Below are 26,190 nucleotides of genomic sequence, written 5' to 3' on the forward strand. Positions count from 1 at the left end.
GTATCCAGCGAACTATTAGCGTAACCTACTCTTTAGCCTGGCTCTTTTCCAGTCGCTAACCAGTAAAACGCCTGACTGCACATTAACTTGGGAGATTAAGCACAAATCTTCTGAGTGAGCTTTAAGCCAAATTGCCAAGCAAACTAACAAACTGTGTCATTTGACATACGCTCTGGCGCAACTAGGGGTATAATAACGACAAAATGCTTCGTATATCCTTAATAGGAACTCCTTATGACTCAAGATGAAATGAAAAAAGCCGCAGGTTGGGCTGCCCTTGAATATGTCGAAAAAGACAGTGTTGTCGGTGTGGGCACAGGCTCGACCGTTAATCACTTTATCGATGCCTTGGCAACCATCAAGGCCGATATCGAAGGCGCGGTGTCTAGCTCTGAGGCCTCAACTGAGAAAATGAAGGCATTAGGGATCCCAGTATTCGATCTCAACTCAGTTGACCAACTCTCTGTCTATGTCGATGGCGCCGATGAGATCAACGGCCATATGGACATGATCAAAGGCGGTGGCGCAGCCCTGACCCGCGAGAAGATTGTTGCCGCCGTGGCCGACAAGTTTGTCTGCATCGTGGATAACACGAAAGAGGTCGATGTACTGGGTGAATTCCCTCTGCCTGTCGAAGTCATCCCTATGGCGCGCTCATACGTGGCTCGCGAGCTGGTGAAATTGGGCGGCGATCCGGTTTACCGTGAGGGTGTGATCACCGACAATGGCAACGTGATCCTCGATGTGTACAACATGAAAATCGTTAACCCGAAAGAGCTGGAAGAGAAAATCAACCAGATCGTTGGTGTCGTCACTAACGGCCTGTTCGCCAACCGCGGCGCAGACGTCCTGCTGGTAGGTACCCCAGATGGGGTGAAGACGGTTAAGCTATAGCACTAAGCTGATACACCAAGTTTAGCCATACCAAAAAGCCACTCCTAGAGTGGCTTTTTGTTTTACAGACTCTCCACCTTATAAAACACTCTCTTAATAAAGACACGCACTTAAAGTCAGTGGCTCACAAAATGTGAACAAGTTGTAAAAACAACCATTTTTAAGTAAGGTACGGGATTCAAACCGCAAGCAAATAAGACAGGTAAGTCGACCTCATCGCTTTTAAGGGAATGGCACATGCGAATACTCTTTCGCTCACTGATACTCTTCATTTCACTCCTATTGATTCTTGTCCCCGCAACATATGCTGTACCAAAAGGCGAGAAAATTGCAGAGATAGGCAGTGAAAGATATGACATTTTCAAATTGGAAAATGGGCTAAAAGTGCTGCTAATTCGCGGTGAAGATACCCAAATTAGCGGCGCTGCGATCTCAATTTCAGGCGGCCGAATGTCAACGCCGGAGCAGCTACAGGGACTCCCACATCTGCTTGAGCATATTGTCTTCCTAGGAAGCAACACATATCCAGGGACCAGTAATTGGCATGAATTCATCAACCAGCACGTAGGGTGGTCCAATGGTTCAACTCTCAGCGATCTGACAAGATTTCAATTTCAACTTAAAAATGATGGGCTTAAGGAAGGATTAATAAGACTGAACGCAATGCTATTTCACCCAAGTATTAACGCAAGGACAATCAAAATAGGGCTATCGGAAGTAGATAAAGAGTTTACTTCCAAAAAAGAAAATGATTGGCAGGGGATTCTTTCTGTACTGCGAGCCGCCGCTAATCCTAAGCATCCTGGCTCAAAGTTTGGTATAGGCAACACGCAAAGCTTGCAGGCAAGCTCAAGCCAGCTAAAAGCGGCACTGAAAAATTATCAGGCTCAATATTATGTTCCAAGGAATATGACACTTGCAGTCTATACACATTCGGAATTACCCGAGATGCGACAATTCATTGAAAACGTATTTGGGCAGCAAAATAGCTTCTCTTCGCCATTAGCAGCTAAACGCTCTAATAATATTTCAACAGTAAATGATATCCCGCAGACGGCTTTAACTCCTCCTCTATTCAATAAGGAAAGCTTAGGTTCGCTAATCGCCGTACAAACTCGCTCACCAAGTCATACATTAGATCTCCGCTTTGAGCTGCCGCCAGCCATAGATCACCCAACCCATGCACTATATCAACTCATTGCCGAATTAATTGGGCATGAAACTAAAGGCTCAATCATCGCCAGACTAAGAAACCTTGGCCTAGCCACAGAGCTAAATACAGTCTTTCAAGGGGATGGCCAAAACGAAGTGTTAGACATCTACATTCGCTTGACCAATAGCGGTCTCCGCTCGTTAGATGAGGTAATAGGTGTCGTTTTTAGCTATATCAACTTGCTTTCAACACATGAACTTCCGTTGTATGTGCAGGAGGAGCGAATCCAAATATTAACTCGGAGCCAATCACTTATAGGAACGCAAGATGTCGGTGATTGGCTGGGAGAGCTATCAAAGGACATGCTAAGGATGCCGACGACGAATTGGCTCCAATATAAATATGAGACATTTAAATTCTCACACTCAACAATATCCGCAGCTTTGAAAGCCTGGTTACAGCCTAGGGCAATGCAGGCAGTACTAAGCTCACCAAGTGTCACTGGCAAGCATAAAACACCTTACTTCAACACCAGATATTCATTGCACAAGTTTAACCATTCGCAAATGAAAAATTGGCAAGCCTCTCAACACGATGACTCGTTAGGTTTCCCGACGCCAAACCCTTACCTGAGCACCGCGACTGGAGAGCCGATAATTGACAGCGTAATGCAACTTGGCGACCTAGAATCTCAAATACACCTTATTGATATTAAAAACAGCTTAGAAGCCAAGGTTATAGTCAATCTCTCTGCTAAAAACCTCACTCTTTCAGCCAAGACGGCAACACCTTATTACCTGACGCTAAAATTTATCTTAATGAGTCGGATCGAAATGGCACTGGGCGACCAGCAATATTTTGCCTCATTAGCAGGTTATAGCGTTCGAACAGAGTTCACTCAGGATGGAGTGAGATTGATCTTTTCAGGGAGAAGAGAAGGCATTGCCAAGTATATAACCGATGTCATTCAGGCTGCTGTAAAAACGCAAGTCACTCAAGTTGAATTTGATGCCATCACTGATCACGCTCTTAATAGACTCATCTCTTATTTCAATGCCAATAATTTCAACCAAGCCTCTTTTGACAGCGAACTCAAAGTGCGTGGCTACGAGTGTACTGCTACTGAAATTATTGAAAAATTAAAAAAAGTAAAACTAGATCAAGCTTCGCGTCTTATGTTTACGACTCAGATTATCGATAATGTTCGAACAAAGGGCTTTTTAAAGATTTTCTATGCCGGAGACCTAGCTTACTTCAAGACAAACGCATCTTTTAAAGATTGGGTGCAAAAAAAAACTGAGTCACCAAAAAACAAACCACAATCCACCTCATCAGAAATTGATATAGAAACATATCCCAATTTTCCATCAATTTATGTACTGGCAACACAGAATGTGGTTTCTTGGCGTATTGCTACGGTAAGCCAAGAACTCGACGAATTAGCAGCCATACTGGTCGACCGAGAGCTTTGGGAAACCAAATTCAAGACGTTTATGCGTCAGGATAAAAAGATTGCTTATCATGCGGGGATCAGAGTTTCTCGCTCAATTCATCGACCTTCTCTGGATTTCATCATCGAAAGTAGTGAACATCAAACAGGAAGAACACTCACTGAGGTGTACAGAAACTTTTTTCAACAAAGTGTTGCCTCCCTAACCGATGAAGAACTTGATATAGCCAAGCAACAAGCCATTCAACGATTAAAACTTAAAAGCAAGACACCTGAAGGAGCGCTCGAATTGATGCAAAGTAGCCTCTATTTTCTTGCCTCTGATAACCTCAGTGAGTACCTGACACAGTTAGAAAATAAGATTAATGCTGATAGTTTAGAAGCCATACAGCATAGACAAGCCTGTCGCTTGTCTATGATTAACCATAAAAATCTACCTGCAAAGCAGGTAGATTGCTACGTATCAATCACTAAACAAGACGACGCAAGTTCAAAGCACGTCAATTATCTCTAACTTAGTAGGCCACGCTGATCCGCTGACGGGCATAGTTGTCAGTGCTCACCAGATCGACCATTGCCTTGGCATAATCGGCTACCGAGATGCGGCTGCGTCCCTGCTCATCGGTAAAAAACTGATCGCCACCGATACGATAAGTACCTTCACTGTCACCAGGATAGATCTCTGCCGCGGGGCTGACAAAGGTCCAGTTCAGTGGTGAATCACTTTCTCTGAACACCTTAAGCGCCTCCCCTTGGGCAAGAGCCTCATCTTTGTATTCAGGGGGGAAATCGGGCGATTGCACCAACATCTGCCCAGGGGCAAGCTCCAAACTGCCGGCGCCGCCAACCCACAAGAGACGTTGTACCTGTGTCTTAGGCAGCAGTTCAAGTAGCGCCTGAGCACTTTTTGGGACCAACTCGTGCTGTCCATTGGCACGACCACCAATGGCGGCGATCACCAGATCGATATCGTTAAAGTGTTCCGGGGTGATCGTCTCACTCAAATCTAACTGACGCGCCTGCCCCCTCTCATTCAATTTTGCAGGGTCTCTGACCAAGGGGGTTACCCTTAACTCACGGCTCAACGCCTCTTGCATAATGGCGCTACCTATCCAACCTGTGGCCCCGATAATTGCAATATTCATCTTCTGTTCCTCACTGTGTGACTAAATTGGCATTAGTTTACTTAGCCAAGATATCGTGATAAACAGCGTAAATAGAGCAATATTGTTTCAATATAAGATACTTATATGGATAAGATCAGCGCGATTCGTAGTTTCGTCGAGGTGGCCAGCTGCGGCAGCTTTACCCAGGCCGCCGAGCAGTTGGATCTCAGTCGCTTGCAGGTCTCCAGACACGTGCAGGAAGTTGAGCGCTGGCTTGGCCTCAGGCTATTGCACCGCACCACTCGCAGTGTCAGCCTTAGCGTGCAAGGTGAGGAAGCCTTCATCTATTGCCAGAAGATCCTAGACGAAGTCGCTAGCCTAGAGAGCCGTTCCCAGCGTCACAGGCAGGAACTGGTGGGCAGCATCAGAGTCGCCTCTCCCATCGGCTTAGGGCAAAACTTGTTATTCGAGGCTATCGACGCTTTTACCCGCCAACACCCTCAAGTCAAGATACAGTTGGTATTGTCTGACGAACTGGCACAACTGGTTGGCGAGCGTGTCGATATCGCCCTACGCTATACCCATCAACCGGACGAGAGCCTTATCGCTCGCCGCCTGATGCAGATAGACTCAGCGCTATGCGCCTCTCCCCACTATCTAAGCCAGCACCCGGCGATCACGCAGATAAGCGATCTTAGGATGCATAACTGCCTGCTTCACAGCAGCCAGAGCCGATGGGATTTCGTCAAAGATAACCAGACCATAGCGCAGAGTATCAGCGGCAATCTGCAGGCCAACGACATGGGCGTACTGCTAAAAGCTGCCATTGGTGGTAAGGGAATCATTCTCTTGCCCTGCGATCTCGCCAATCCTCACTTAGCCTCGGGTGAACTCGTTGAGGTCTTGCAAGGCCATCATCTGCCCAGCAAGACACTGTGGGCCGTCTATCTCTCGCGTAGCTATCAGCAGCATCTCGTACGCCATTTCATCGACTTTATCGCCGAGCGCTGGCAACAAGACATCAATAAGTGGCGACCTGCTAACCAATAGAAAAAGCCCTAGTGTAAACAAATCGGCTAAGGCGTAGCGATATGCTTGCACTGGCAGCGGGTGTGGATCTCAGCCTTTAGCTTTACATGACAAGGGATCAGGATATGATGCTGATGCTAATGGTATTCATTGCCACACGGACACTATGTTACAAGGACCCTAAGTTACAAGGACACTTTGCGCCAAAGACACTGTGCTACAAGGAATAAGGCATGCTGGAAGCTGTACTGTCATTAATCGTCGCCACTGGTTTACTCTTAGGCTCACCAGGCCCGGCGCCACTGGCGCTTGCTGCCACCGGGGCCACCTTTGGTATCCGCCGCGGCGCCCCGTTTCTGCTGGGTATACTCCTTGGCCTCTCGGTCGCCATCATAGGTGCCAGTGCTGGACTCGCCGCACTATTTAGCCGCTTTCCCGAGCTCAGGCTTGTCTGTCAGCTGCTCGGCGCCGCTTATATCACCTTCATCGCCTACAAGATTGCCAGCGCGCCGATCACCAGCCTAGATGCGGCAAAACAGGCGCCCAGTTTCAAAGACGGCTTCATCCTCAATCTACTTAACCCAAAGGCCTATGCCGCCTTTCTGGCCATCTTTTCGCAGTTCCTGTTGCCGCTGGAAAACACCGTCTTAGGGTATCTGGCGACAGGTGTCTGCGCACTCATGGTGGCAACTCTGGTCGACACTCTCTGGCTGATCTTCGGCGGTCTGCTGCGCCCGCTGTTTGCCCGCCCCAGAGCGGCGCGAATAATGCGCATCAGTTTCGCCATCGCCATGTTGCTAGCGGTGGGCTATGCCCTGCTTCCCTAGCTCTACAGACAAACAACGCCAAACGCCATACACTTAAAATTGGGTTACTAGGAAAATAACAAGATGTCAGATCGCAGCGCCATCAAGGAGTTCACCATGATCCCCAATGTGGGTAAGGCCACGGCGGCGGATTTCCATCAGCTTGCACTGCATCACCCTAAGGATCTTATCGGGCAAGACCCTTACCAGATGCACGCGCGGTTAGAGGCCATCACGGGCTGTCGGCAGGATCCTTGTGTCATCGATGTCTTTATCGCCGCGGTGCGCTTTATGGAGGGAGAAGACGCTCAGCCTTGGTGGCACTACACCGCCGAGCGTAAGGCCCATTTGGCGAACAAGAAGTGATTTCGTGCGCCTTACATTTGGGTTAGTTGCCGCTCAAACGCTTGGCGAATGAGATAGCATAGGCGACAGATCTGAGCTTTAATACAGGATCGCTACTGGCCAATACGCCCTTTGCCAACACATTGGGATCATAGTTGATCTTCTCACAATGATCGTCGCCAGCACTGTGCATCGTTAACTTACCCAGGCTTATCACCTTTCGAGACTCAGGCCAGGCCTGTGAAGGATCATTTACCGGATCTTGGGCTTCGCCAATGATAGCCTGTAAGTCGAATGAGCGCTGGCCGTCACTCAGTTCTTGCTGTAATTTTTTAGCAAGAAAGCTTTTCGGTAACTGCGCCATCTGTTCTTCTGTCAGAGGCAACTCCCCCTCGTCCGGTACCAAACGCCATTTAAACTTCGTTTTCTGACCCTTCTCATCGACCAGATAGAAAGCGTGAATACCAAAGTATTGGGCACGGGAGTATGAACTCGGCGGGTTATGGCTTTGCAACCAATTAAACTGCGGCAGAGTACTGGGGTGTGCCTGTCGATACTCTGCTAGCTTGGCGAAATCAACTTTGCCCTGCTCGTTGGGTAGCAAGGTTTTCAGCAGCCCAAGAAAGGTTTCAGGATCTTTACCGGGAAAGACGGGGGTCGTCAGACCGGCAATATTATGCACAGCCCCATTAGGCAAACTAAATTGCACACCTATGCCGCGCGGAGAGCGCGCGGTCTCATCGGCATAAGGGTTCCCCCCTGCCATGGAGAAGCGAATACTGGCTTTAATATCTTGACCACTGAATAAGTTGGCATGTGAATAGAGCGCTGCCTCCTTAGAAGGCGAAAAGCTACCCAGTGCACACACGCCCTTGGCATGACCTTTCCTGACGCCTGGATGCTTACCGGAAAGCTGCTCAAACACTTCAATAAAATCATTCCCCTGCACCGCTGAATTGGCAGGCGAACTCAGTAAAAAGGTCGGTAGCAATAAAAAGAAAAGCCTCGCTAAATGTCCCATTAAATCGATCTCCTTGGTCTATTTACATCTGGCTAAATTAGCCTTGAGCAGTATAAGACCCAGAGAGGAAGGATTATCTTTCCCCTATAACACCCATTGATAGGAAAATCTCCCAAGCAGGCCTCCACAATCGGCTTGCCAGCTAGGCTAGGCAACAAAAAGCCCAGACTTAGGCCTGGGCTTAATCAATCAAAAAATATGTCAAAGATTGGCATTACAGGGAAAAGTTAGCAATCGTCTTCTGAATGCCCACCACGTCAGTGCCCTTCTTCAGCTCTTTTACCAAGGGCTCCTTTTGACCTGAGATCCACAGCTTTAACTCGGCGTCCATATCGAAGGTACCGGCAGTTTCCACCTCAAAATGGGTGATCGCCTTATAAGGGACAGAGTGATAACTCACCTTCTTGCCTGTCACTCCCTGCTTATCGATGAGGATAAGACGCTTGTTAGTAAACACAAACATATCGCGCACCACGCGGTAAGCCAGCGCTAACTGCTCGTTGTCTCCCATGATAGGCCCCAGTTCCTGCGCCAACTCTTGCAGGTCGACTTCGGCGGCATTGCCCATCAGTGCATCTAACAGTCCCATACTTTATCTCCTTTAAAGTGAACTTAATTTGTTCTCTAGCCTATACCTGGCGATTGGCACCGACAACCATCATTTCACATTTAGGGCAGTCGAATACCAGCTTGAGCACATCTTTACCTATCTCTATCTGCAGCGGCTCTGCCTTGATGCCGGGCACCTCTTTCGGGCAGAGGTTAAAGTTAAATCGCAGACAGTGCTTGGTGACCATGAGTGGCGCATCTTCGGTAACGCCGTTCTTCTCATAGGTGTCCTCAATCTCAATCACCCCATGACGGGTGTAGAAATCTTTCGCCTTCTCGTTAGCCACGTTACCCATGAAGCTCAGATGCTTAAAGGGATAAACCGCGTCTTGGTTGTATTTCCACGCCTGTGGCCGCTCATAACCCTCGACACGAGCCAGCTCAAGGGCGGCAACGGTATCGCGGCGCAGGCCGTTAAGTAATGAGGCCGGCATAAACCAGGGACTAGCGGTGTCGATACGTATTTCGCGCGCCTCAAAGTCTGTGCTACCCAGCTTGCTCAGCTGTTTACGTATATTGTTCAGTGTCTTGTCTGCGTCTGTGGCAGGTGTCTTTTCCAGCTCAAGCTCACAGCTTGCGCTCAGGCCATATTGGTCTGTCATGGTCAGCGCGACCCCTTGCTCGGTATCACTCAGGGTCATATCCACCTTGATGATCCGCTTAGCCGACTCTTTGGCCAGCACAGTTTCGAATGCCTGATCATGGTTACGATACAAGGTAGCGCCTACCTTGAGATCGCCCGGCACGGCAATCACATACAGCTTGTTGCCGTCGGCGCGGTTAACCCTGAGCCCCTGCAGCTTATCGTCAGACTGTTTGGCCTTCTCATAGTTAGGCGGGAAGTAACACAGGCCGTCACCATTATTAAAGCTATGGATCGATTCGACCTGAATAAAGTCTTTACCCAGGGCCGCCACCTTGCCCACCTCTTCGCCAATATATTTAGGCGAACGGAAATCGCTGACCCCCTGGCTGCGCTCATTGACGAAATAGTCGGTGCGACCACGGTTAAAGGTCTTCTCAGTATTTGGGGTAAAGGTATGCTCGCAGCGGCCATGACTTGAGGCAACAAACTCTGGACGGCGCGCCATGATCTTGTCCAGCTCCTGACGATAGTGAGCGGTCACGTTTTTCACATAGCTAAGATCTTTAAGTCGCCCTTCAATCTTAAAGGAGCGAATACCAGCGTCGATTAGCGCCTCTAAATTATCTGTCTGGTTGTTGTCTTTGAGCGATAGCAGGTGTTCATTTTGTGCCAACACCTCACCCTGACGCGTCTTAAGATCGCCAGGCAGGCGACACATCTGCGAACACTCACCTCGGTTGGCACTGCGGTTACTAAAGGCGTGACTCAGGTTACACAGACCGCTATAGGCAACGCACAGGGCGCCATGGATGAAGAACTCCAGCTGCATGTTCGTCTTGGCCGCCACATCACGGATCTGACTCAGCCCCAGTTCACGGGCAAGCACCACCTGAGAGAAACCCACCTGCTCAAGAAAGGCGACCTTCTCGGGATTACGATTATCCATCTGGGTACTGGCGTGCAGGGCGATAGGCGGGATATCCAGCTGGAGTACCCCCATATCCTGCACAATCAAGGCATCTGCACCAGCTTCATATACTTGCCAGATCAGCTTCTGCGCCGCTTCCAGTTCATCGTCCATCAAGATGGTATTGATGGCGACAAACACCTGGGCATGATAGCGGTGGGCAAACTCACATAGACGCGCGATATCCTCGACGCTGTTACCAGCAGTCGCTCTGGCACCGAAGGCCGGACCACCGATATAAACGGCATCGGCACCATGCTTGATGGCCTCGATACCATAATCGGCATTCTTAGCGGGCGCCAACAGCTCGAGGCGGTTTGAGCGGGTAGTTACCGGCGCTATCGGGGCGCTATCGGGGATAAAAATCTCAGGCTTGTCCATGAGGAGTCTCGAATCAGATCACAGATAGATAAAAATTAGGGGCGCGATTATAACAGACCTGGCTCACAAAACACCTCGCCGCCGCGCACTTTTTCGCCAAATTAGCCATTCTTCAGGCTCGCAGGCCGTTGGATTAATGCTTCAGACGACATGAATCACCACAGACTTAATAATGCACCGCCAGCCAGATAGTCTCCTCACGCTCGCTGGTCCAGCTGACTCTGTGTTTAACATGGGCGGGAATATTGAGGTGGTCGCCCACCTTGAGATGCACCACCTCGGCGTGCTCAAACACTAAGGTCGCCTCCCCCTGTAACACCATGACCCACTCACTTCTGTCTTGATCGTACCATTGCCCCTCTGGCGTGCGATGGGCCTTAGAGACAATACGCTCGATTAACACTGCGCCCGTATCCACCAGTGGCTCGAATACCTCCTGGCTCAGATCCTGGGGCAAAGATTGAAAGATGTTACGTGTTTCCATAGACGTTCCTTTACGGCAAAGCCTTGGCTTAGTTTGCCTCTAACAGGGTCTTAAGGTTATCTAGTCCCTGGCTCAGATCCCTCTCGACCATTGCATCGACCTGCATCAAAGGCAGCAGTATGTTCATCGGATAGGCCATATGGCCACTGAAGCCCCAGTGGACCTCGGTCTGATTCGGCCCCAGCGCCTCGGTGGTAATATAGGCAGGTGACACCGCCTCGAACGGCGTCTTAAACCTCAGCTCATACTCTATGCGCTTACCGGGGAAAATCGCCTTAATCTCCTGCTCCCCGGAACCGACATCAGGGTTCTCACTGCGCCAGCCGGAAACAAAGCCTACGGTGCCATCCTCCCCACGATAATATTGCTCCATGGCCGAGTCCATCTTGGCCCAGACGCTAAACTGATCCTGATTTTTAAGCATTCTCAAGAAGTTAAAAACCTGATCCTTAGGTTTATCGATAACGATATGGGTATTAACATGATAATCCTCTTCGATAAAGAGGGCGGCGATAAAGGGAGAGGAGAGCAATAGCAGCACGAGTATCAGCAGCTTTTTTAACATGGCGAGTTCCTTCAAATGGTCGGTACCAGCACGCCAGCCGGTGTAAACCTACTCGTCTTAACATAGTCAAGAATCAAGGCTTTGGAAAGCCACACCAGCCAAGAACCCCAAGAGAGAGCCCATAGTTAACAAGAGCTTGCAAACACCATTGCCACAAAGCAAAAAAGCGCCTCGATTAAGAGACGCCCTTTACCAAAACCAGAAATGTCTGAGGAGCCGAGTCCCTATGGCGATTAGCCAGCCTTGAGGGCCGCTAGTCTAGCCTGTAGCAGCTGATTTTCCGCCTCGATATGCTTGTAGAAATCTTTGTCAGCCAGCTTTGACGCTGCCGCCTCGTCGATCACTAACACGGCGTCTCTATGCAGTTGCAGCGCCGAAGCCGGACAGGCGGCGCTTAAGGCCCCTTCTACCGTGGCACGAATCGCCTCAGCCTTGTTTTCACCGGTCGCCAGCAGCAACACCTTCTTGGCATCTAAAATGGTGCCTATGCCCATAGTGATCGACAGATGGGGCTGATACTCTCCCTGCGCAAAGAAACGGGCATTATCCTCAATCGTCGCCTTGGTCAGTGTCTTGACCCGGGTGCGTGACATCAAGCCAGATGAGGGTTCGTTGAAACCGATATGACCATTGCGCCCGATGCCGAGCAGTTGGATATCTATGCCACCCGCGGCTTGGATCTGCGCCTCATATTGCTCACAGGCAGCGATAGGATCTTCGGCATCTCCCGGCGGCACATGGGTGTTAGCCTTGTCGATGTCGATGGCATCGAACAGCTGCTGATTCATGAAGTGGCGATAACTCTGTGGATGGTCAGCATCTAGCCCCAGATACTCATCCAGGTTAAAACTGGTGACGCTCTTAAAAGAGATCTCTCCAGCTTGATTGGCCGCCACCAGTCGCTGATAAAGAGATACTGGCGTCGAGCCGGTCGCCAACCCCAGTACTGAGTCGGGCTTACGCTTAAGCTGATTGATGATGAGGTTGGCACCATATTCCGCCACCTCGGCGCTGTCTCGTAGAATAACAATTTGCATAATTTGACTCGTCCCAGCCCTATGTTAGTCGCAATGTTCACAGTCGCGCCTATTCAACCGCAATTGAAATGACCCCAGAGATGGCGCGCTCATTAGAGGAATTAACATTACTATAACCACAAATGACAGCGTTGTCATTATTAATCTGACGATAATATCGACGCCGTTTTCGTGCTAAGATCGACTCGATACTTTTCCACAAGAGCCCTATCTCAGTGACCGCAGACTCAGCCAATCCCCAAGTGCAGCACTTTATGATCTACAAGCCTTATGGCTTTCTCAGTCAATTTGTTGCCGAGCGGCGTAAACGTAAACCCACCCTATCAGAGCTAGGCGAATTTCCCGCTGGCATCATGGCCATAGGCCGTTTGGACCATGACTCCGAGGGCCTGCTATTACTCACCACTGATGGCAAGACCAGCCACAATATACGCAGTAAATCGATTGAGAAGGAATACTATGTACAGCTCGATGGAGAGATCACCGACCAGGCGATTACCAGGCTCTGCGAAGGCGTTGAGATAGGCATTAAAGGGGAGAAATATTACACCCTGCCTTGCCGGGCACGCCGTCTAACACTGACGCCCGATTTACCGCCGCGGGGGCGAAAGATAAGAGATGCGCGCCACGGCCCCACCAGCTGGGTGAGCATCACTATCACTGAGGGCAAGAATCGTCAGATCCGCAAGATGACTGCAGCCGTCGGCTTTGCCACCTTAAGGCTAGTGCGAGTACGAATAGGCGATATTAACTTGGGCAAGCTGACGCCGGGTGAGGTTAGGCCGCTGAGTCTAGTTTAAAGTTGCTCAGGCGCTGACGACAGACTCAGAAAAAGCGCCTGATGTAAAAACAAGCAGGCAAAGCGGTTAAAGCAAGCCTAACGCAGAAAGTCACCCAGCTCGTCGACGACTCTGGGCTGACTGTACAGATAGCCCTGCGCCTGATCGCACCCCGCCGCCTTAAGAAATGCCGCCTGCTCCGGTGTCTCAACCCCCTCGGCGATAATGCAGAGGTTCAACGCATGCCCTAAGGCGATCACTGCCTTAGCGATAGCGGTATTGTTGCTATCGCTAGGAATATCGCGAATAAATGACTGATCTATCTTTAGCTTATGGATCGGCAAACGTTTCAGATAGTTAAGTGATGAATAGCCGGTACCAAAGTCATCCACCGACAACTCGACGCCCAGCTCACCTAGCTGTTTGAGTACCTCAATTACAGCCAAAGGATCAGACATCATACAGCTCTCGGTCACCTCCAGCTCCAGATACTCTGGGGGTACCCCAGCTTCATCGAGCACTCGCCTAACTTGATCGAAGAAATGCTTCTGTTGCAGCTGCGGCCCCGCCACGTTCACTGAGATGCGTCCAAACGCTTTTCCCTGAGCCAACCACAGAGCAGCCTGAGCCGCGGCCTGTTTCAATACCCAGTGACCTATCTCGTTAATCAAGCCTATCTTCTCTGCAACGGGAATAAACACCGCGGGTGAGATCTGCCCAAGCTGCGGATCTTGCCAGCGCAGCAAGGCCTCAAAACCAATGCATGCGCCTGAGCTTAGATCTAACTTAGGTTGATAGACTAAGTAGAAGGTGCCATTACTGATAGCATCGTGCAGGGCGCTCTGTAACTTAAGGTGCTCCACAGATTCTAATGTTAGCGACTGGGTATAGAAGGCGTAATTATTGCGGCCATTGCGCTTAGCCCTATGCATGGCCGTGTCGGCATTACGCAATAGCGTATCGCCGCTTTCGCCATCACCCGGATAGATGGCAACCCCCATGCTGGCAGTCAAACGAATACTGGCTTCATCGTCAAATAGAAACGGCGTATCAAATACCTCTCGCAGACGACTCACCATGAGAGAAACATGATCGCCACTCTCGATATGGGGCAGTACGGCGATAAACTCATCACTGCCGAGCCTGGCCAGAGTCCCCTCATTTCCCAATTTCTGCCCTAAACGTCTGGCGACCTCGACCAGGATGGAGTCACCCGCCACATGACCATAACTATCGTTAATATGCTTAAACAGGTCCACATCGATAAAGATCAACGCCAGTTCAGTCTCTTCTCGCACAGCATGGCGCAGCTCCTGCTCCAGATTGGCCGAGAGCATCAAACGATTGGGGAGCTTAGTTAAGGGATCTTGGTATGCCAGCCTCGCCAGCTCTTTTTCACTCTTCTTCTGCGCCGAGATGTCGGCAAATACGGCAACAAAATAGCGCACCTGATGATCGTCATCATACATGGAGCTGATAGTCAGCTGTTCGGGATAGATGGCGCCGCTCTTGCGACGATTCCAGATCTCGCCATGCCACTTGCCATTGGTTAAGAGTGAATGCCACAGACGATCGAAAAAGGCTTTGTCATGTCGACCCGAATTAAGGATGCGCGGATTTTTCCCCAGTACCTCTTCACGGCTGTAGCCTGTGATCTCACTGAAGGCGCCATGCACTTCCACTATCTGACCTTCAGCATTGGTGATCACTACACCTTCTACTGAGTTCTCAAAAACATTGGCAGCCAGTTCCAGCTGCTCTTGGGCCGCCTTATGAGAACTAATATTGCGTGTGATGCCAATCACCCCTTCCAGGGTGCCATCGGCCGCCACCACGGGCACCTTAGTGGTTTCCAACCAAGATTGAGATTGGTCAATATCATTGGCCTCACACTCAGCTGTCGCAACGTGCACGCCGCGCACAATCGACTCATAATCCCCCGTCACAAACCCCTCGGCCACATCTGGCTCGAAGATCTCATCGTCAGTGCGGTTAAGCAGCTGATCTCGACTACGGCCCCAGGCAAGCTCAACACTGCGGTTGACCAGTACGTAGCGCCCAGCCACATCTTTCATCCACACATGCTCAGGCAGGCTATCGATAAATAGCTGCAGATCCACTCTGGGCGATCTGTCTGGCTGTGACGATAACAGCTGCTGCCGGTGGTCTTGATACAGGGTCACCAAGCGATATTGAATCGCTTGGCAGGTCATTCGCACTAAGGCTGCAACCCGATCACCATGACCCGCTTGTTCATTAGGAATTAGGCAGATGGCGCCATAAATGGCTTGAGAAGGCCAGAAGATAGGGTGCAGTGCGATATCACCGACATAAACGGGTGCCGGAGGCAAATGGGATTGTTCTATGTAGGCGCGAAATAACTTGAGCCCCTGAGCACACAGCTGCTCAACGCTCAGTCTATGAGCTTGGTTGTTATCACCCACAGCCAGCAAAGGTGACAGGCTATCAGAGGCGGTTAAGCTAACCAGGAAAACACTGCCGTCAAAGGCTTGTGCCAAGGTCTCTATCGCCTCTTGCCACTCCTGTAACGCTTGCGCTGGAATCTTGATATCTATCACTATTCGTCTCCGAGAGCGACGAGCTACTGTCACTATCCCACAATCCCTTTGCTAGCATATCGCCAATTTATCTAGATGGACACAGGCAAACGGCATAAATTAACCTTAAATTAACAAAAACATGTTAAAGCGAACAAAGTTCAGGTCATGACCAGCATTTACCTCATCTTACACTAGAAATAGATTAACTTATCAGTCATTTAAACCAAGATAAAATCAAAAGTGGCTGATAACCCCCAGCCGCAGAGATAAAAAAAACCAGCCCTTAGGCTGGTTTTGTCACGAGCGAATTTGCTTACCCCTGGGGACGCATCGCCGGGAAGAGGATCACGTCACGAATAGTGTGCGTATTAGTAAATAGCATCACCAAACGGTCGATACCTATACCTTGACCCGCAGTCGGTGGCAGACCGTGCTCAAGCGCCGTGATGTAATCGGCGTCATAGAACATGGCTTCGTCGTCACCCGCATCTTTAGCATCTACCTGGGCCTTGAAACGCTTATCTTGATCTTCAGCATCGTTCAGCTCGCTAAAGCCGTTAGCCACTTCACGACCACCGATAAAGAACTCGAAACGGTCTGTGATGAAGTGGTTTTCATCGTTACGACGTGCCAGCGGCGAGATATCAGCAGGATAACCTGTAATGAAGGTAGGCTGCATCAGCTTAGGCTCAGCGGTTTCACCGAAGATCTCTTCCAATAGCTGACCACAGGTCCAGAACTTCTCGATGGTCATGCCCAGGCTCTTAGCCAGGTTACGCATAAACTCGACGTCTTTAACCTCTTCATAGGTCATCGACTGAATGGTCTCATTGTCTGGATTGTACTTCTTGATCGCATCCAGCATGCTCAGGCGCTCATATGGACCACCAAAATCGATAGTGTGATCGCCATAAGGCAGCTTAGTATCACCCAGCAGATCTTTGGCAATTGACGAGAGCATCTCTTCGGTCAGATCCATTAGATCCTTGTAGTCGGCGTAGGCCATATAGAATTCCATCATAGTGAATTCTGGGTTATGGCGTGGCGACAGACCTTCGTTACGGAAGTTACGGTTAATCTCAAACACACGCTCGAAACCACCTACAACCAGACGCTTAAGGTAAAGTTCAGGGGCGATACGCAGATACATCTCGATATCCAGCGCATTGTGATGAGTAATGAAAGGACGCGCCGAGGCACCACCCGGGATGCTGTGCATCATAGGGGTTTCTACTTCCATAAACTCTTTGCTCACCATGAAGTTACGGATAGCCGTAACCACTTTAGAGCGCATGACAAACGCCGCGCGAGACTCTTCGTTGACGATAAGGTCTACATAACGCTGGCGGTAACGCATCTCTTGGTCAGTCAGGCCGTGGAACTTCTCTGGCAGCGGACGCAGCGCCTTAGTCAGCAGCTGATACTCTTCCATGTTGACATAGAGGTCACCCTTGCCAGACAGGTGCAGCTGACCGGTCACACCGATAATGTCACCAATATCCAAGCCTTGATACTTGGCCTTAAGCTCTTTCTGCACATCTTTACCAGCATAGGCCTGGATGCGACCGCTCACATCCTGGATCACCAGGAAGGGACCACGCTTAGCCATGATACGACCAGCGATAGAGCGCTGGACATTCATCTCTTCCAGCTCTTCTTTGCTGTAGTGACCGTACTCGGCCTGGATATCTGCAGCCTTGTGTTTTCGATCGAAGTTATTCGGGTGACCGTTAGCAGGGCAAGAAGCGCGAACGTGATCTAACTTGGCACGGCGCTCTGCAATTAACTTGTTTTCGTCTTGAGTTTGTTCAGTCATCTTCTTCTCTCGTTAAAGGCCAGATTTCAGGCTAGCTTCAATAAACTTGTCCAGATCGCCATCGAGGACGCTCTGAGTATTGCGATTTTCGACGCCGGTACGCAGATCTTTAATACGGGCATCATCCAGCACGTAAGAACGGATCTGGCTACCCCAACCGATATCAGACTTAGCATCTTCGGCGGCTTGCTTATCGGCATTCTGTTTTAACATTTCCAGTTCGTACAACTTAGCCTTTAGCTGCTTCATTGCCGAGTCACGGTTCTTGTGCTGGGATCTATCGTTCTGACACTGCACCACAGTATTAGTAGGCAAGTGAGTAATACGAATCGCCGATTCCGTCTTGTTAACGTGCTGACCACCCGCACCCGAAGCGCGATAGGTGTCGATACGCAGATCCGCCGGATTAATATCGATCTCGATAGAGTCATCAATTTCCGGATAGACGAACACAGAACAGAAAGAGGTATGACGCTTGCCCGAAGAGTCGAACGGTGACTTACGCACTAAGCGATGCACGCCCGTTTCGGTGCGCAGCGAACCGAAAGCATATTCACCGGTAAACTTAATGGTCGCACCCTTGATACCGGCCACATCACCGTCGGTCACTTCCATAAGCTCTGGCTTATAACCTTTGGCTTCGCCCCAACGCAGATACATACGCAGTACCATGTTGGCCCAATCCTGCGCCTCGGTACCACCTGAGCCCGACTGGATATCCAGATAACAATCTGATGCATCGTGAGGACCCGAGAACATGCGGCGAAACTCAAGCTCTTCCAGACGTTTCTCTAACTGTGCCAACTCACTGTTAGCATCGTTAAAAGTGTCTTCGTCTTCCTCTTCGATAGCCAGTTCCAGCAGGCCTTCGACATCCTCAAGGCCACTGTCCATATCGTCTATGGTCTTAACAACGGCTTCTAATGCGGCACGCTCTTTCCCCAGAGCCTGGGCATTATCTGGGTCGTTCCACACTTCCGAGCTTTCCAGCTCTCGGCTAACTTCTTCTAGACGCTCACTCTTGGCATCGTAGTCAAAGATACCCCCGAAGAAGTTGGGTACGCTCAGCCAGCTCCTTGATTTTAGATTTAACCGGATTTACTTCAAACATGACTCTTCTACTTAAAAATCGATAGGCAGGAATGCAAACGCGGTATTTTAACTCAATCGCCCCTATTCGCATAGGGGCTGTTGACCTTCCCTGTTTATTTCTGCAGCAGTTTGTAGGCAATTCATACAAGGCAGAGCCGATGTTGTGAAGTCATGCTACATAAAGTGGCGATATCACAGCAGAAATGGCAGTCAAATCCTACCCACAGATTCGATCCCCCCCTTTTCTACAGGCTGGCTATACTGTTCAATATGAAACCAAAGAACCAATGTTGCTACCATGAAGATGAAGGCTTCTCCTGCACCGAACCAGCCGAAGCCTCAGGCCTATGCTATTGGCATGATCCTAAAATCATTAAAGATAAGCCGGAAGATATCGCCCGCCTAGAGGCCTTTGCCCGTGGAGGCGGTATGCTACGGGGGATCTCCCTCAAACGGGCCAATCTGCCCGGCATAGATCTGGTCAGACACCACCAAAAAACCGGCTTCGACATGAGCCATGCCGAGCTGTACCGCGCCAACCTGCAAGGGGCGCACATGTTTAATCTCAACTTGCAACATGCCAGCCTGATGAAGGCCGATCTGCGCGAGGCCAATGTGCACTGTGCCAATCTGGTGGGCACCAACCTGCTTGGGATCAAATGGAATGGTGCCAAGATAGAGAACATCAATACGGGCAAGGTGTTAAAGCAGGAGCGCCTGGCCAATGAGGCTGAGCGGGTAGGCGAGCAGGAGATCGCCCAGGACTATTTCGAACAGGCCGAGGAGATCTACCGGGATCTGCGCAAGGCCGCCGAGCGCGAAGGCTTGTTTGCCATGGGCGGTAATTACCTGCGTAAAGAGCTCACCATGCGCCGCCACCAGATGCCCAAATTCAGTTATTCCCGCATTCTGTCTAAGATAATCGATATCTTCTGCGGCTATGGCGAAGCCCCTAACAGGGTGATCGGATTTTCGATGGGGTTTATTTTCGTCTGCGCGCTGCTCTACCTGTTTACAGGCTTAAACTATGACGGCAACGTCCACGTGTTTAAGTGGAGCAATGAGTTCTGGACCAACCTGACGCTATTCTTCAATTGCCTCTACTACTCAGTCGTCACCTTTACCACCTTGGGCTACGGCGACTTTACGCCTATAGGTTACTCCCGGGCAATCGCCGCCATCGAGGCCTTTACCGGCAGCTTTACCATCGCCCTGTTCGTGGTGGTGTTCGTTAAGAAGATGACCCGCTAACCGTAAACTGTGATCCACCTCAAACCACATAATTACCAGCATGGTGCAAGCCAACAAACCCAGCGCAATTTGTGAACAACACTGCAAATGCAGCACAAAAAATCACTACTAAGACCTGTGGCGAAAAGGGCTCTAGGTATACTCAAGCAAACCTTGTTTCTCTAATTTACCTATAAGCATTCACCTAAAAATAGATTTGCCATCGAGACCAAGGTTACCTAGCTAACGCTTAGATTCTAATAAAAGGTCCCTACAATGATAGAACTCACCTTCGACGGTCAAATCGTCAAAGCCAACCGGGGCGACGATCTGTTAACCTGCGCCAAAGCAGCGGGTATAGCGATCCCAAATTTATGTCATCTGGGTAAACAACTGGACGACAAGCTCGAAGGCAAACAGGATTGCAATCTCTGCTATGTAGAGCTGCGCGATGCCAACGGCCAGATCAGCACAGTCAAGGCCTGTAAAACTGAGATCCAAGCGCCACTAGAAGTGATCACCCACTCCGCCGCACTCAGTAAACGCCGTCAGAGTGCGCTGAAACATCTGCTGAGCGATCACTTCGCCGACTGCGAAGCCCCCTGCCAGCAGGCTTGTCCGGCCGGTGTGGATGTACAATCCTATCTACTGCATATCGCCCAAGGGAACCATAAAGAAGCGGTCAAGGTGATCAAACAGACCCTGCCCCTGCCGCTTTCTATCGGCCGTGTCTGCCCAGCCTTTTGTGAATCCGCCTGTCGACGCGGCGAACTGGATGAGCCCCTGGCTATACGTCAACTTAAACGCCACGCCGCCGATTTCGATCTCGACAGCGACGATACCTATGTGCCGCCCAAGGCCCCCGCTACCGGTAAAAAGGTCGCCATCATAGGCAGCGGTCCTGCCGGCATCAGCGCCGGTTACTACCTTTCGAATGCCGGGCACGAGGTCACCATCTATGAATCCATGCCCCAGGCGGGCGGCTGGCTAAGATATGGTATTCCCGAGTACCGTCTTCCTAAGGCAATTCTCGACAAAGAGATCGACCTACTGTGCCAAAACGGCCTCACGATACAGACCAATACCCGTCTTGGCCAAGATATCCACCTCAAGGCGTTAATCAGTCAATTCGACGCCGTCTGTCTCGCCATTGGCGCCCAAAAGGCGGTGCCCATGAACTATCCAGGCGTGGACCTTGAAGGCTGCTACCTGGGAGTGGATTACCTCAAAGATCACTGCATGGAAAACCGCTACCATACAGGCAAGAAAGTGGCTGTGATCGGCGGCGGTAACACGGCTATCGACTGCGCCCGCACCGCACTGCGTAAAGGCGCCGAGGTAACGCTTGTCTATCGCCGTACCCGAGACGAGATGCCGGCAGAAGACTATGAGATCGAAGAGGCGGAACATGAGGGCGTGCGTTTCTACTTCCTCACCAACCCAGTGGAAAACCATGGCGATGCCGATGGCCGTGTCACAGCCGTCACCTTTGAAAAGATGTGCCTGGGCGAGCCAGACGCATCGGGCAGACGTTCACCTAAGGCAACTGGCGAAACCTTTACCGAAGATTTTGATACCGTTATCCCTGCCGTCTCCCAGACACCAGACATGGAGTTTTTGATCCACCCTGAAAGCCAGCTCTCCACCGGTGAGGTGGCGCTGACCCGCTGGAACACCTTCTCCGGCTGTGAACACACTATGTCATCCGGAGTCGAGAAACTCTTTGTACTAGGCGACTCGCGCACAGGTCCAGCGACTGCGGTCGCGGCAGTAGCCGACGGTCGTAAGGCGGCTAATGCTATCGAGAAGCTACTCAGTGGCGAGCTAAGCTGCGAACTCACACAAGCCCCCTTTAATTCGCAAAAGCAGGACAAGCAAAAGCCAGATGAGCAACACTTCCCTGACAGATTGCTGCAAGCCAAGGCCAAGATGCCAGAGCTGGCGATCAATAAACGCCTCAGCAACTTCGATGAGATAGAGCTGGGCTTTAACGATGAAGAGGCGATGCTCGAAGCCGCCCGCTGTCTGGAGTGCGGCTGTCAGGCCAATACCGAATGTGCCCTGCGCGACTACGCCACCGAATACCGTATCGACGGTGCCACACTAGATAAGCAAGGCCACCGCGCCTTTACTCAGGATACCAGCAGCCCCTTTATCAACTTCGATCCTAATCGTTGTATCAGTTGCGGCGCCTGCGTCGCCGTTTGTCACCAACAGTCGGGACACAAGGCGATCAGTTTTGAGCCCGACAGCTACCTGGCTCTGCCCCAGGAAGTCGCCACAGAACCTAGCCGTCAGGCACCTCGCGCCGGTTTTCGCGCCATCATGGCCGACAGCCAGTGCGTACAATGTGGCAACTGTGTTCAGGTCTGCCCAACTGGCGCCTTGACCGATGCCAGATACAAGCGCCAGGGCGTTAAGAGCGAACTGAAACAGACCTCAACCGTGTGCACCTATTGCGGCGTGGGCTGTCGTGTCATCATCCATAGCGATGCCGTGACAGGTGAGATCAAACGCGTCTCCGGCGACAGCCGATCCGAGGTCAACGAGGGGATGCTCTGCGTCAAGGGCCGCTTCGGTTTCGACTTTATTAATAGCCAGCAACGCCTGACCCAGCCACTGCTGCGCAAGCAAGGCGAGTTAGTCCCCGTTAGCTGGCCTGAAGCCCTAAGCTTTATCGGCGACAAGCTTAACCGCATCAAGGCAGAACATGGTGGCAACGCCATTGCAGGCTTAGCTTCGGCCAAGGCGACCAACGAAGATAACTATCTGTTCCAAAAGTTGTTTAGAAGTGTTATTGGCACCAACAACATAGATCACTGTGCGCGCCTGTGTCATGCCTCGACCGTGACCGCCCTGCAAGAGAGTCTGGGCAGCGGCGCGATGACCAATGATATTCCGTCGATAAAATTCTCGGATCTTATCTTTATCCTAGGCTCGGATACCGAGTCGGCGCACCCCATCATCGCCTCCAAGATCAAACAGGCGGTCAGCCAACATGGCGCCCGGTTAGTGGTCGCCGATCCTAAGCGGGTCAGCATTGCCGACAGCGCCGAACTCTACCTGCGTCACCGCCCCGGCAGCGACGTCATGCTGCTCAACGCCATCATGCAGGAGATCATCAAGCATGGCTGGCACGACAGCGACTACATCAGTCGCCGGGTCGAAGGCTTCGACGAGCTCTTTGTCGAGGTGATGAAGCCAGATTATAGCCTAGACAATGCGGCCAAGATCACTGGGGTCACCGCCGATGAGATAGCGCGTCTGGCCAAGATGATAGGTACAGCTGAGAAAACCGCTATCTACTACGCCATGGGGATCACCCAGCACACCTCGGGCCATGACAACGTCACCGCCATTGCCAACCTGCAACTCCTGTGTGGCAACATAGGCATTGAAGGCGCTGGAATTAACCCACTGCGCGGTCAGAGCAATGTTCAGGGCGCCTGTGACATGGGCGCACTGCCCAACTACTTCACCGGCTACCAGAAGGTGACCGATCCTGAGGTTCAGGCGAAATTCAAACGCGCCTGGCAGCAGGAGAATCTACCGAATCAAATCGGCTTAGCCGCCACCGAGATGATGCACGCTCTGGCTCATGGCAAGCTTAAGGCGCTCTATGTCATGGGAGAAAACCCCGTACTGAGCGACCCGGATCAAGCCCATGTGATGCAAGGGCTGGAGTCGGCCGAGCTGCTGATCGTGCAAGATATCTTTATGACTGAAACGGCGCAGCTGGCCGATGTGGTGTTACCGGCAGCCAGTTTCGCCGAGAAGCAAGGGCACTTCACCAACACAGAACGCCGGGTACAGCGACTGCAGGCGGCGATTAACAGCCCAGGTCAGGCTAGACCCGACTGGCAGATCATCACAGATATCGCCAAGCTGATGCAGGCCGATTGGCACTATGACAACGAGCAGGCGATCTGGCAGGAACTGACTCAGGTGACGCCTCAGTATCATGGCATCGACTGGCAGGATACCGACCCCAATAGCGAACGCGGTCTGCTGGGCAAGCAGTGGCCCTGCCCGGAAAAGGGGCATGACGGCACACCATTAATGCATCAGCAAAGCTTCACCCGCGGCAAAGGCAAGATGCAGCCGGTAAGTTATCGACTGCCAGCCGAACTGCCCTGTGAAGATTACCCCTTCACCCTGTCGACCGGACGTCTGCTGGAGCAGTTCCACACAGGCACGCTCACCCGCAAGACCGCAGGCCTCAACGAGCTGGGTTCACCTAGGGTGATGATGTCGGCCATAGACGCCGATCGCCTGCAGATAGCCAATGGCGATATGTTGACCCTGTCGACCCGTCGCGGCAGCATCAATATCGCGGCCTTTGTCACCCGTCGTGCCCAGCCTGGCGTCTTGTTCTTGCCGTTCCATTTTGCAGAGGCGGCGGCTAACAAGCTCACCAATAATGTGCTCGACCCAGTGGCCAAGATCCCCGAATTTAAGATCTGCGCTGTCAGAGTCGACAAGACCAGCGAGGCGATAACCTGGTCATAGGCTGGCTAGCGCTCAGGCCATAAAAAAAGGCCGCAACATGAGTTGCGGCCTTCTTATTTATAACACTCGCTACACCTTAAATTGTCCTACCAGGCTGTCTAGAGTGCGTCCCTCATTAGCCAATGTCTGGCTGGTATCTGAGGCGCTGTTACTCGCCTGCAACAGCTCATTGACGATATCTTGAATAGCAAACACGTTACGGTTGATCTCCTCGGTCACTGAGCTTTGCTCTGTGGCGGCTGTCGCAATCTGAGTACTCATATCATTGATTGAGGTCACAGCAGAGGTTACCGCTCCTAAACTATCAGATATAGCCCGCGACGAGGTCACCGAACGATGACAACTCTGCTGGCTCGACTCCATACTGCTGACGGCCAGCGATACCAGGTTATGCAATTCAGACAGCATCTCGTTAATCTCTAAGGTGCTGGCCTGAGTGCGACTGGCTAGGCTACGTACCTCGTCAGCCACCACGGCAAAACCTCGACCCTGTTCACCGGCGCGGGCTGCCTCGATGGCAGCATTCAGGGCGAGCAAGTTAGTTTGCTCGGCAATGCCACCGATCACGCTCAGCACACTGTTGATCTTCTGTGACTGCTCATTGAGCGAGTTGATGTGTCCGGCGGCCATATCGATTTCAGACATCAGGGTCGACACTTCATGTAGCGAGCTGTCGACACACTGCTGGGCGTTACCCACATCTTGAGTCGCCGCCTGAGTCGCCTCGGCCACCTGAGTTGTGCTCATGGCCACCTCTGAGGCGGTTGCCGACATCTCGGTAATGGCTGTCACTACTTGATCTGTCTCGTTGTTATGACTGATCAGCTGCTGCGCCATGGCCGACGTCTGCGATGAGATGTTATCCGCGCCGTTTTTCACCTCGACCGTGGCTCTGGCCACATCCTTGATGATCCCCTGTAGCTTATCGACAAACTGATTGAAGGCGCGGCCAAGCATGGCAATTTCATCCACCCCCTGCACGTCGAGACGCTTAGTTAAATCCCCTTCACCTTTGGCAATATCTTCAAGGTTTTGCACCATATTATGAATAGGGTTAACCATACGCTGAGCCGCCACCAACATCACCACGGCAGTGATCACCACCAGCACCAAGGCAAAGGCCAAGATCATCATCGCCTTCTCGCTCATATGCTTGGTCATCACCTCACGATAGCTTTCCACTTGAGCATCGATATCGTCGGTGTAGGCACCTGTACCCAAGATCCAGTTTTTACCCGGCACTGTAGCGGCATAGCCAATCTTAGGCACTAAGCCTGTGACGCCTGGCTTGGCATAGTCGTACATAAAAAATCCGTCACCGCTTCTAGCCGCATCGATTAAACCAACGACGATCTTTTTACCATTAGGGTCTGTCATGCCAATCTGCGCCGTACCTTCCAAAGCAGCATTAACGGCGTGAAAACGGTTGTAACCGTCAAAATCATAAATAAAGAAATAGCCAGCGCTACCAAAACGCACATTGCGCAGCGCCTTGTTGACGTCGCCTTCCGCCCCTAGTGATACCTGGTGTGAGACTATGTCTAGGGCGATATCGACCTGATCTTTTAGCTGCGCCTTACGTTCGCTGTAAAGACTGGTTTTAAAGGTCTCCATATTCTCTTCGAGAGAGTTAGATTCCAAATTGTAGGTAATTGAAACTAAAAGTATAAAACTTAATATCAGAGGCAGGAGAGCAAATACCAACAGCTTATTCTTCATTCTTAATTGCCACATACTTATCTCCAAAAGGGAATTGATTCGATACATATG

The 26,190-nt window shown here is 51.0% G+C and carries 19 protein-coding genes; 8 read left to right on the forward strand and 11 right to left on the reverse strand.

Going from position 1 to position 26,190, the window contains the following annotated elements:
- The first annotated feature begins 234 nt into the window (after positions 1–234).
- Both rpiA and CFF01_RS15380 read left to right on the forward strand, forming a co-directional pair.
- Positions 235–894 carry a ribose-5-phosphate isomerase RpiA gene (rpiA, locus tag CFF01_RS15375; RefSeq protein WP_088905381.1) on the forward strand — a complete coding sequence of 220 codons (660 nt, stop codon included), beginning with the start codon at positions 235–237 and terminating at the stop codon, positions 892–894.
- 237 nt (positions 895–1,131) lie between these two features.
- Complete coding sequence (locus tag CFF01_RS15380) at positions 1,132–4,011, forward strand: insulinase family protein (RefSeq protein ID WP_088905382.1); 2,880 nt, start codon at positions 1,132–1,134, stop codon at positions 4,009–4,011.
- A 1-nt stretch (position 4,012) separates the two neighbouring features.
- On the opposite strand, the gene CFF01_RS15385 is transcribed toward CFF01_RS15380, so the two are convergent.
- Positions 4,013–4,642 (reverse strand): NAD(P)-dependent oxidoreductase, encoded by a 630-nt coding sequence (locus CFF01_RS15385; protein WP_088905383.1) that lies wholly within the window; start codon positions 4,640–4,642, stop codon positions 4,013–4,015.
- Positions 4,643–4,747: 105 nt separating this feature from the next.
- Between CFF01_RS15385 and CFF01_RS15390 the strand changes: the two genes are divergently transcribed.
- From CFF01_RS15390 to CFF01_RS15400, 3 genes are all read left to right on the forward strand, one after another.
- On the forward strand, positions 4,748–5,653 hold the full coding sequence (locus CFF01_RS15390; protein WP_088905384.1) for a LysR family transcriptional regulator: 906 nt from the start codon (positions 4,748–4,750) through the stop codon (positions 5,651–5,653).
- 212 nt (positions 5,654–5,865) lie between these two features.
- Complete coding sequence (locus CFF01_RS15395) at positions 5,866–6,459, forward strand: LysE family translocator (protein ID WP_088905385.1); 594 nt, start codon at positions 5,866–5,868, stop codon at positions 6,457–6,459.
- Positions 6,460–6,522: 63 nt separating this feature from the next.
- On the forward strand, positions 6,523–6,804 hold the full coding sequence (locus tag CFF01_RS15400) for a helix-hairpin-helix domain-containing protein (RefSeq protein WP_033537912.1): 282 nt from the start codon (positions 6,523–6,525) through the stop codon (positions 6,802–6,804).
- 22 nt (positions 6,805–6,826) lie between these two features.
- Here CFF01_RS15400 and CFF01_RS15405 read toward each other — a convergent pair whose 3' ends face one another.
- The 6 genes from CFF01_RS15405 to nagB all read right to left on the reverse strand — a co-directional run bounded on the left by CFF01_RS15405 (position 6,827) and on the right by nagB (position 12,433).
- On the reverse strand, positions 6,827–7,804 hold the full coding sequence (locus CFF01_RS15405) for a catalase family peroxidase (protein ID WP_088905386.1): 978 nt from the start codon (positions 7,802–7,804) through the stop codon (positions 6,827–6,829).
- A gap of 214 nt (positions 7,805–8,018) precedes the next feature.
- Entirely contained in the window at positions 8,019–8,393 is a 375-nt protein-coding gene (locus CFF01_RS15410; protein ID WP_033537910.1) for a PH domain-containing protein, read from the reverse strand.
- Positions 8,394–8,433: 40 nt separating this feature from the next.
- Positions 8,434–10,347: a peptidase U32 family protein gene (locus CFF01_RS15415; protein ID WP_088905387.1), complete on the reverse strand. Its 1,914-nt coding sequence runs from the start codon at positions 10,345–10,347 to the stop codon at positions 8,434–8,436.
- Between the two features lie 166 nt (positions 10,348–10,513).
- Positions 10,514–10,831, reverse strand: a complete 318-nt coding sequence (locus tag CFF01_RS15420) for a cupin domain-containing protein (protein WP_088905388.1) — start codon at positions 10,829–10,831, stop codon at positions 10,514–10,516.
- 28 nt (positions 10,832–10,859) lie between these two features.
- Entirely contained in the window at positions 10,860–11,396 is a 537-nt protein-coding gene (locus CFF01_RS15425; protein WP_088905389.1) for an SRPBCC family protein, read from the reverse strand.
- 233 nt (positions 11,397–11,629) lie between these two features.
- Entirely contained in the window at positions 11,630–12,433 is an 804-nt protein-coding gene (gene nagB, locus CFF01_RS15430) for a glucosamine-6-phosphate deaminase (RefSeq protein ID WP_033537906.1), read from the reverse strand.
- Between the two features lie 254 nt (positions 12,434–12,687).
- Here nagB and CFF01_RS15435 point away from each other — a divergent pair, with 254 nt between their 5' ends.
- A complete protein-coding gene (locus tag CFF01_RS15435) occupies positions 12,688–13,233 on the forward strand; it encodes a pseudouridine synthase (RefSeq protein ID WP_088905971.1) in 546 nt (181 codons plus the stop codon).
- A gap of 77 nt (positions 13,234–13,310) precedes the next feature.
- On the opposite strand, the gene CFF01_RS15440 is transcribed toward CFF01_RS15435, so the two are convergent.
- From CFF01_RS15440 to prfB, 3 genes are all read right to left on the reverse strand, one after another.
- A complete protein-coding gene (locus CFF01_RS15440) occupies positions 13,311–15,791 on the reverse strand; it encodes a putative bifunctional diguanylate cyclase/phosphodiesterase (protein WP_232479454.1) in 2,481 nt (826 codons plus the stop codon).
- Between the two features lie 295 nt (positions 15,792–16,086).
- Positions 16,087–17,589 (reverse strand): lysine--tRNA ligase, encoded by a 1,503-nt coding sequence (gene lysS / locus CFF01_RS15445; RefSeq protein WP_033537904.1) that lies wholly within the window; start codon positions 17,587–17,589, stop codon positions 16,087–16,089.
- A 12-nt stretch (positions 17,590–17,601) separates the two neighbouring features.
- A protein-coding gene (prfB, locus tag CFF01_RS15450) for a peptide chain release factor 2 (protein ID WP_161783148.1) occupies positions 17,602–18,700 on the reverse strand; the annotation gives its coding sequence in 2 pieces (ribosomal slippage) (positions 17,602–18,624 and positions 18,626–18,700; 1,098 coding nt in all).
- Positions 18,701–18,951: 251 nt separating this feature from the next.
- Between prfB and CFF01_RS15455 the strand changes: the two genes are divergently transcribed.
- The gene (locus CFF01_RS15455) at positions 18,952–19,932 is read left to right on the forward strand and encodes an ion channel (protein ID WP_033537903.1); all 981 of its coding nucleotides are present in this window, start codon (positions 18,952–18,954) and stop codon (positions 19,930–19,932) included.
- Positions 19,933–20,187: 255 nt separating this feature from the next.
- On the forward strand, positions 20,188–24,420 hold the full coding sequence (gene fdhF, locus CFF01_RS15460) for a formate dehydrogenase subunit alpha (RefSeq protein WP_088905391.1): 4,233 nt from the start codon (positions 20,188–20,190) through the stop codon (positions 24,418–24,420).
- 69 nt (positions 24,421–24,489) lie between these two features.
- Here the strand turns inward: fdhF and CFF01_RS15465 are convergent, their stop codons facing one another.
- Positions 24,490–26,154 (reverse strand): methyl-accepting chemotaxis protein, encoded by a 1,665-nt coding sequence (locus tag CFF01_RS15465; RefSeq protein ID WP_088905392.1) that lies wholly within the window; start codon positions 26,152–26,154, stop codon positions 24,490–24,492.
- Between the last annotated feature and the right edge of the window lie 36 nt (positions 26,155–26,190).

Origin of the sequence: Shewanella marisflavi, from assembly GCF_002215585.1 — a bacterium.
Classification (GTDB): Bacteria; Pseudomonadota; Gammaproteobacteria; order Enterobacterales; family Shewanellaceae; genus Shewanella; species Shewanella marisflavi.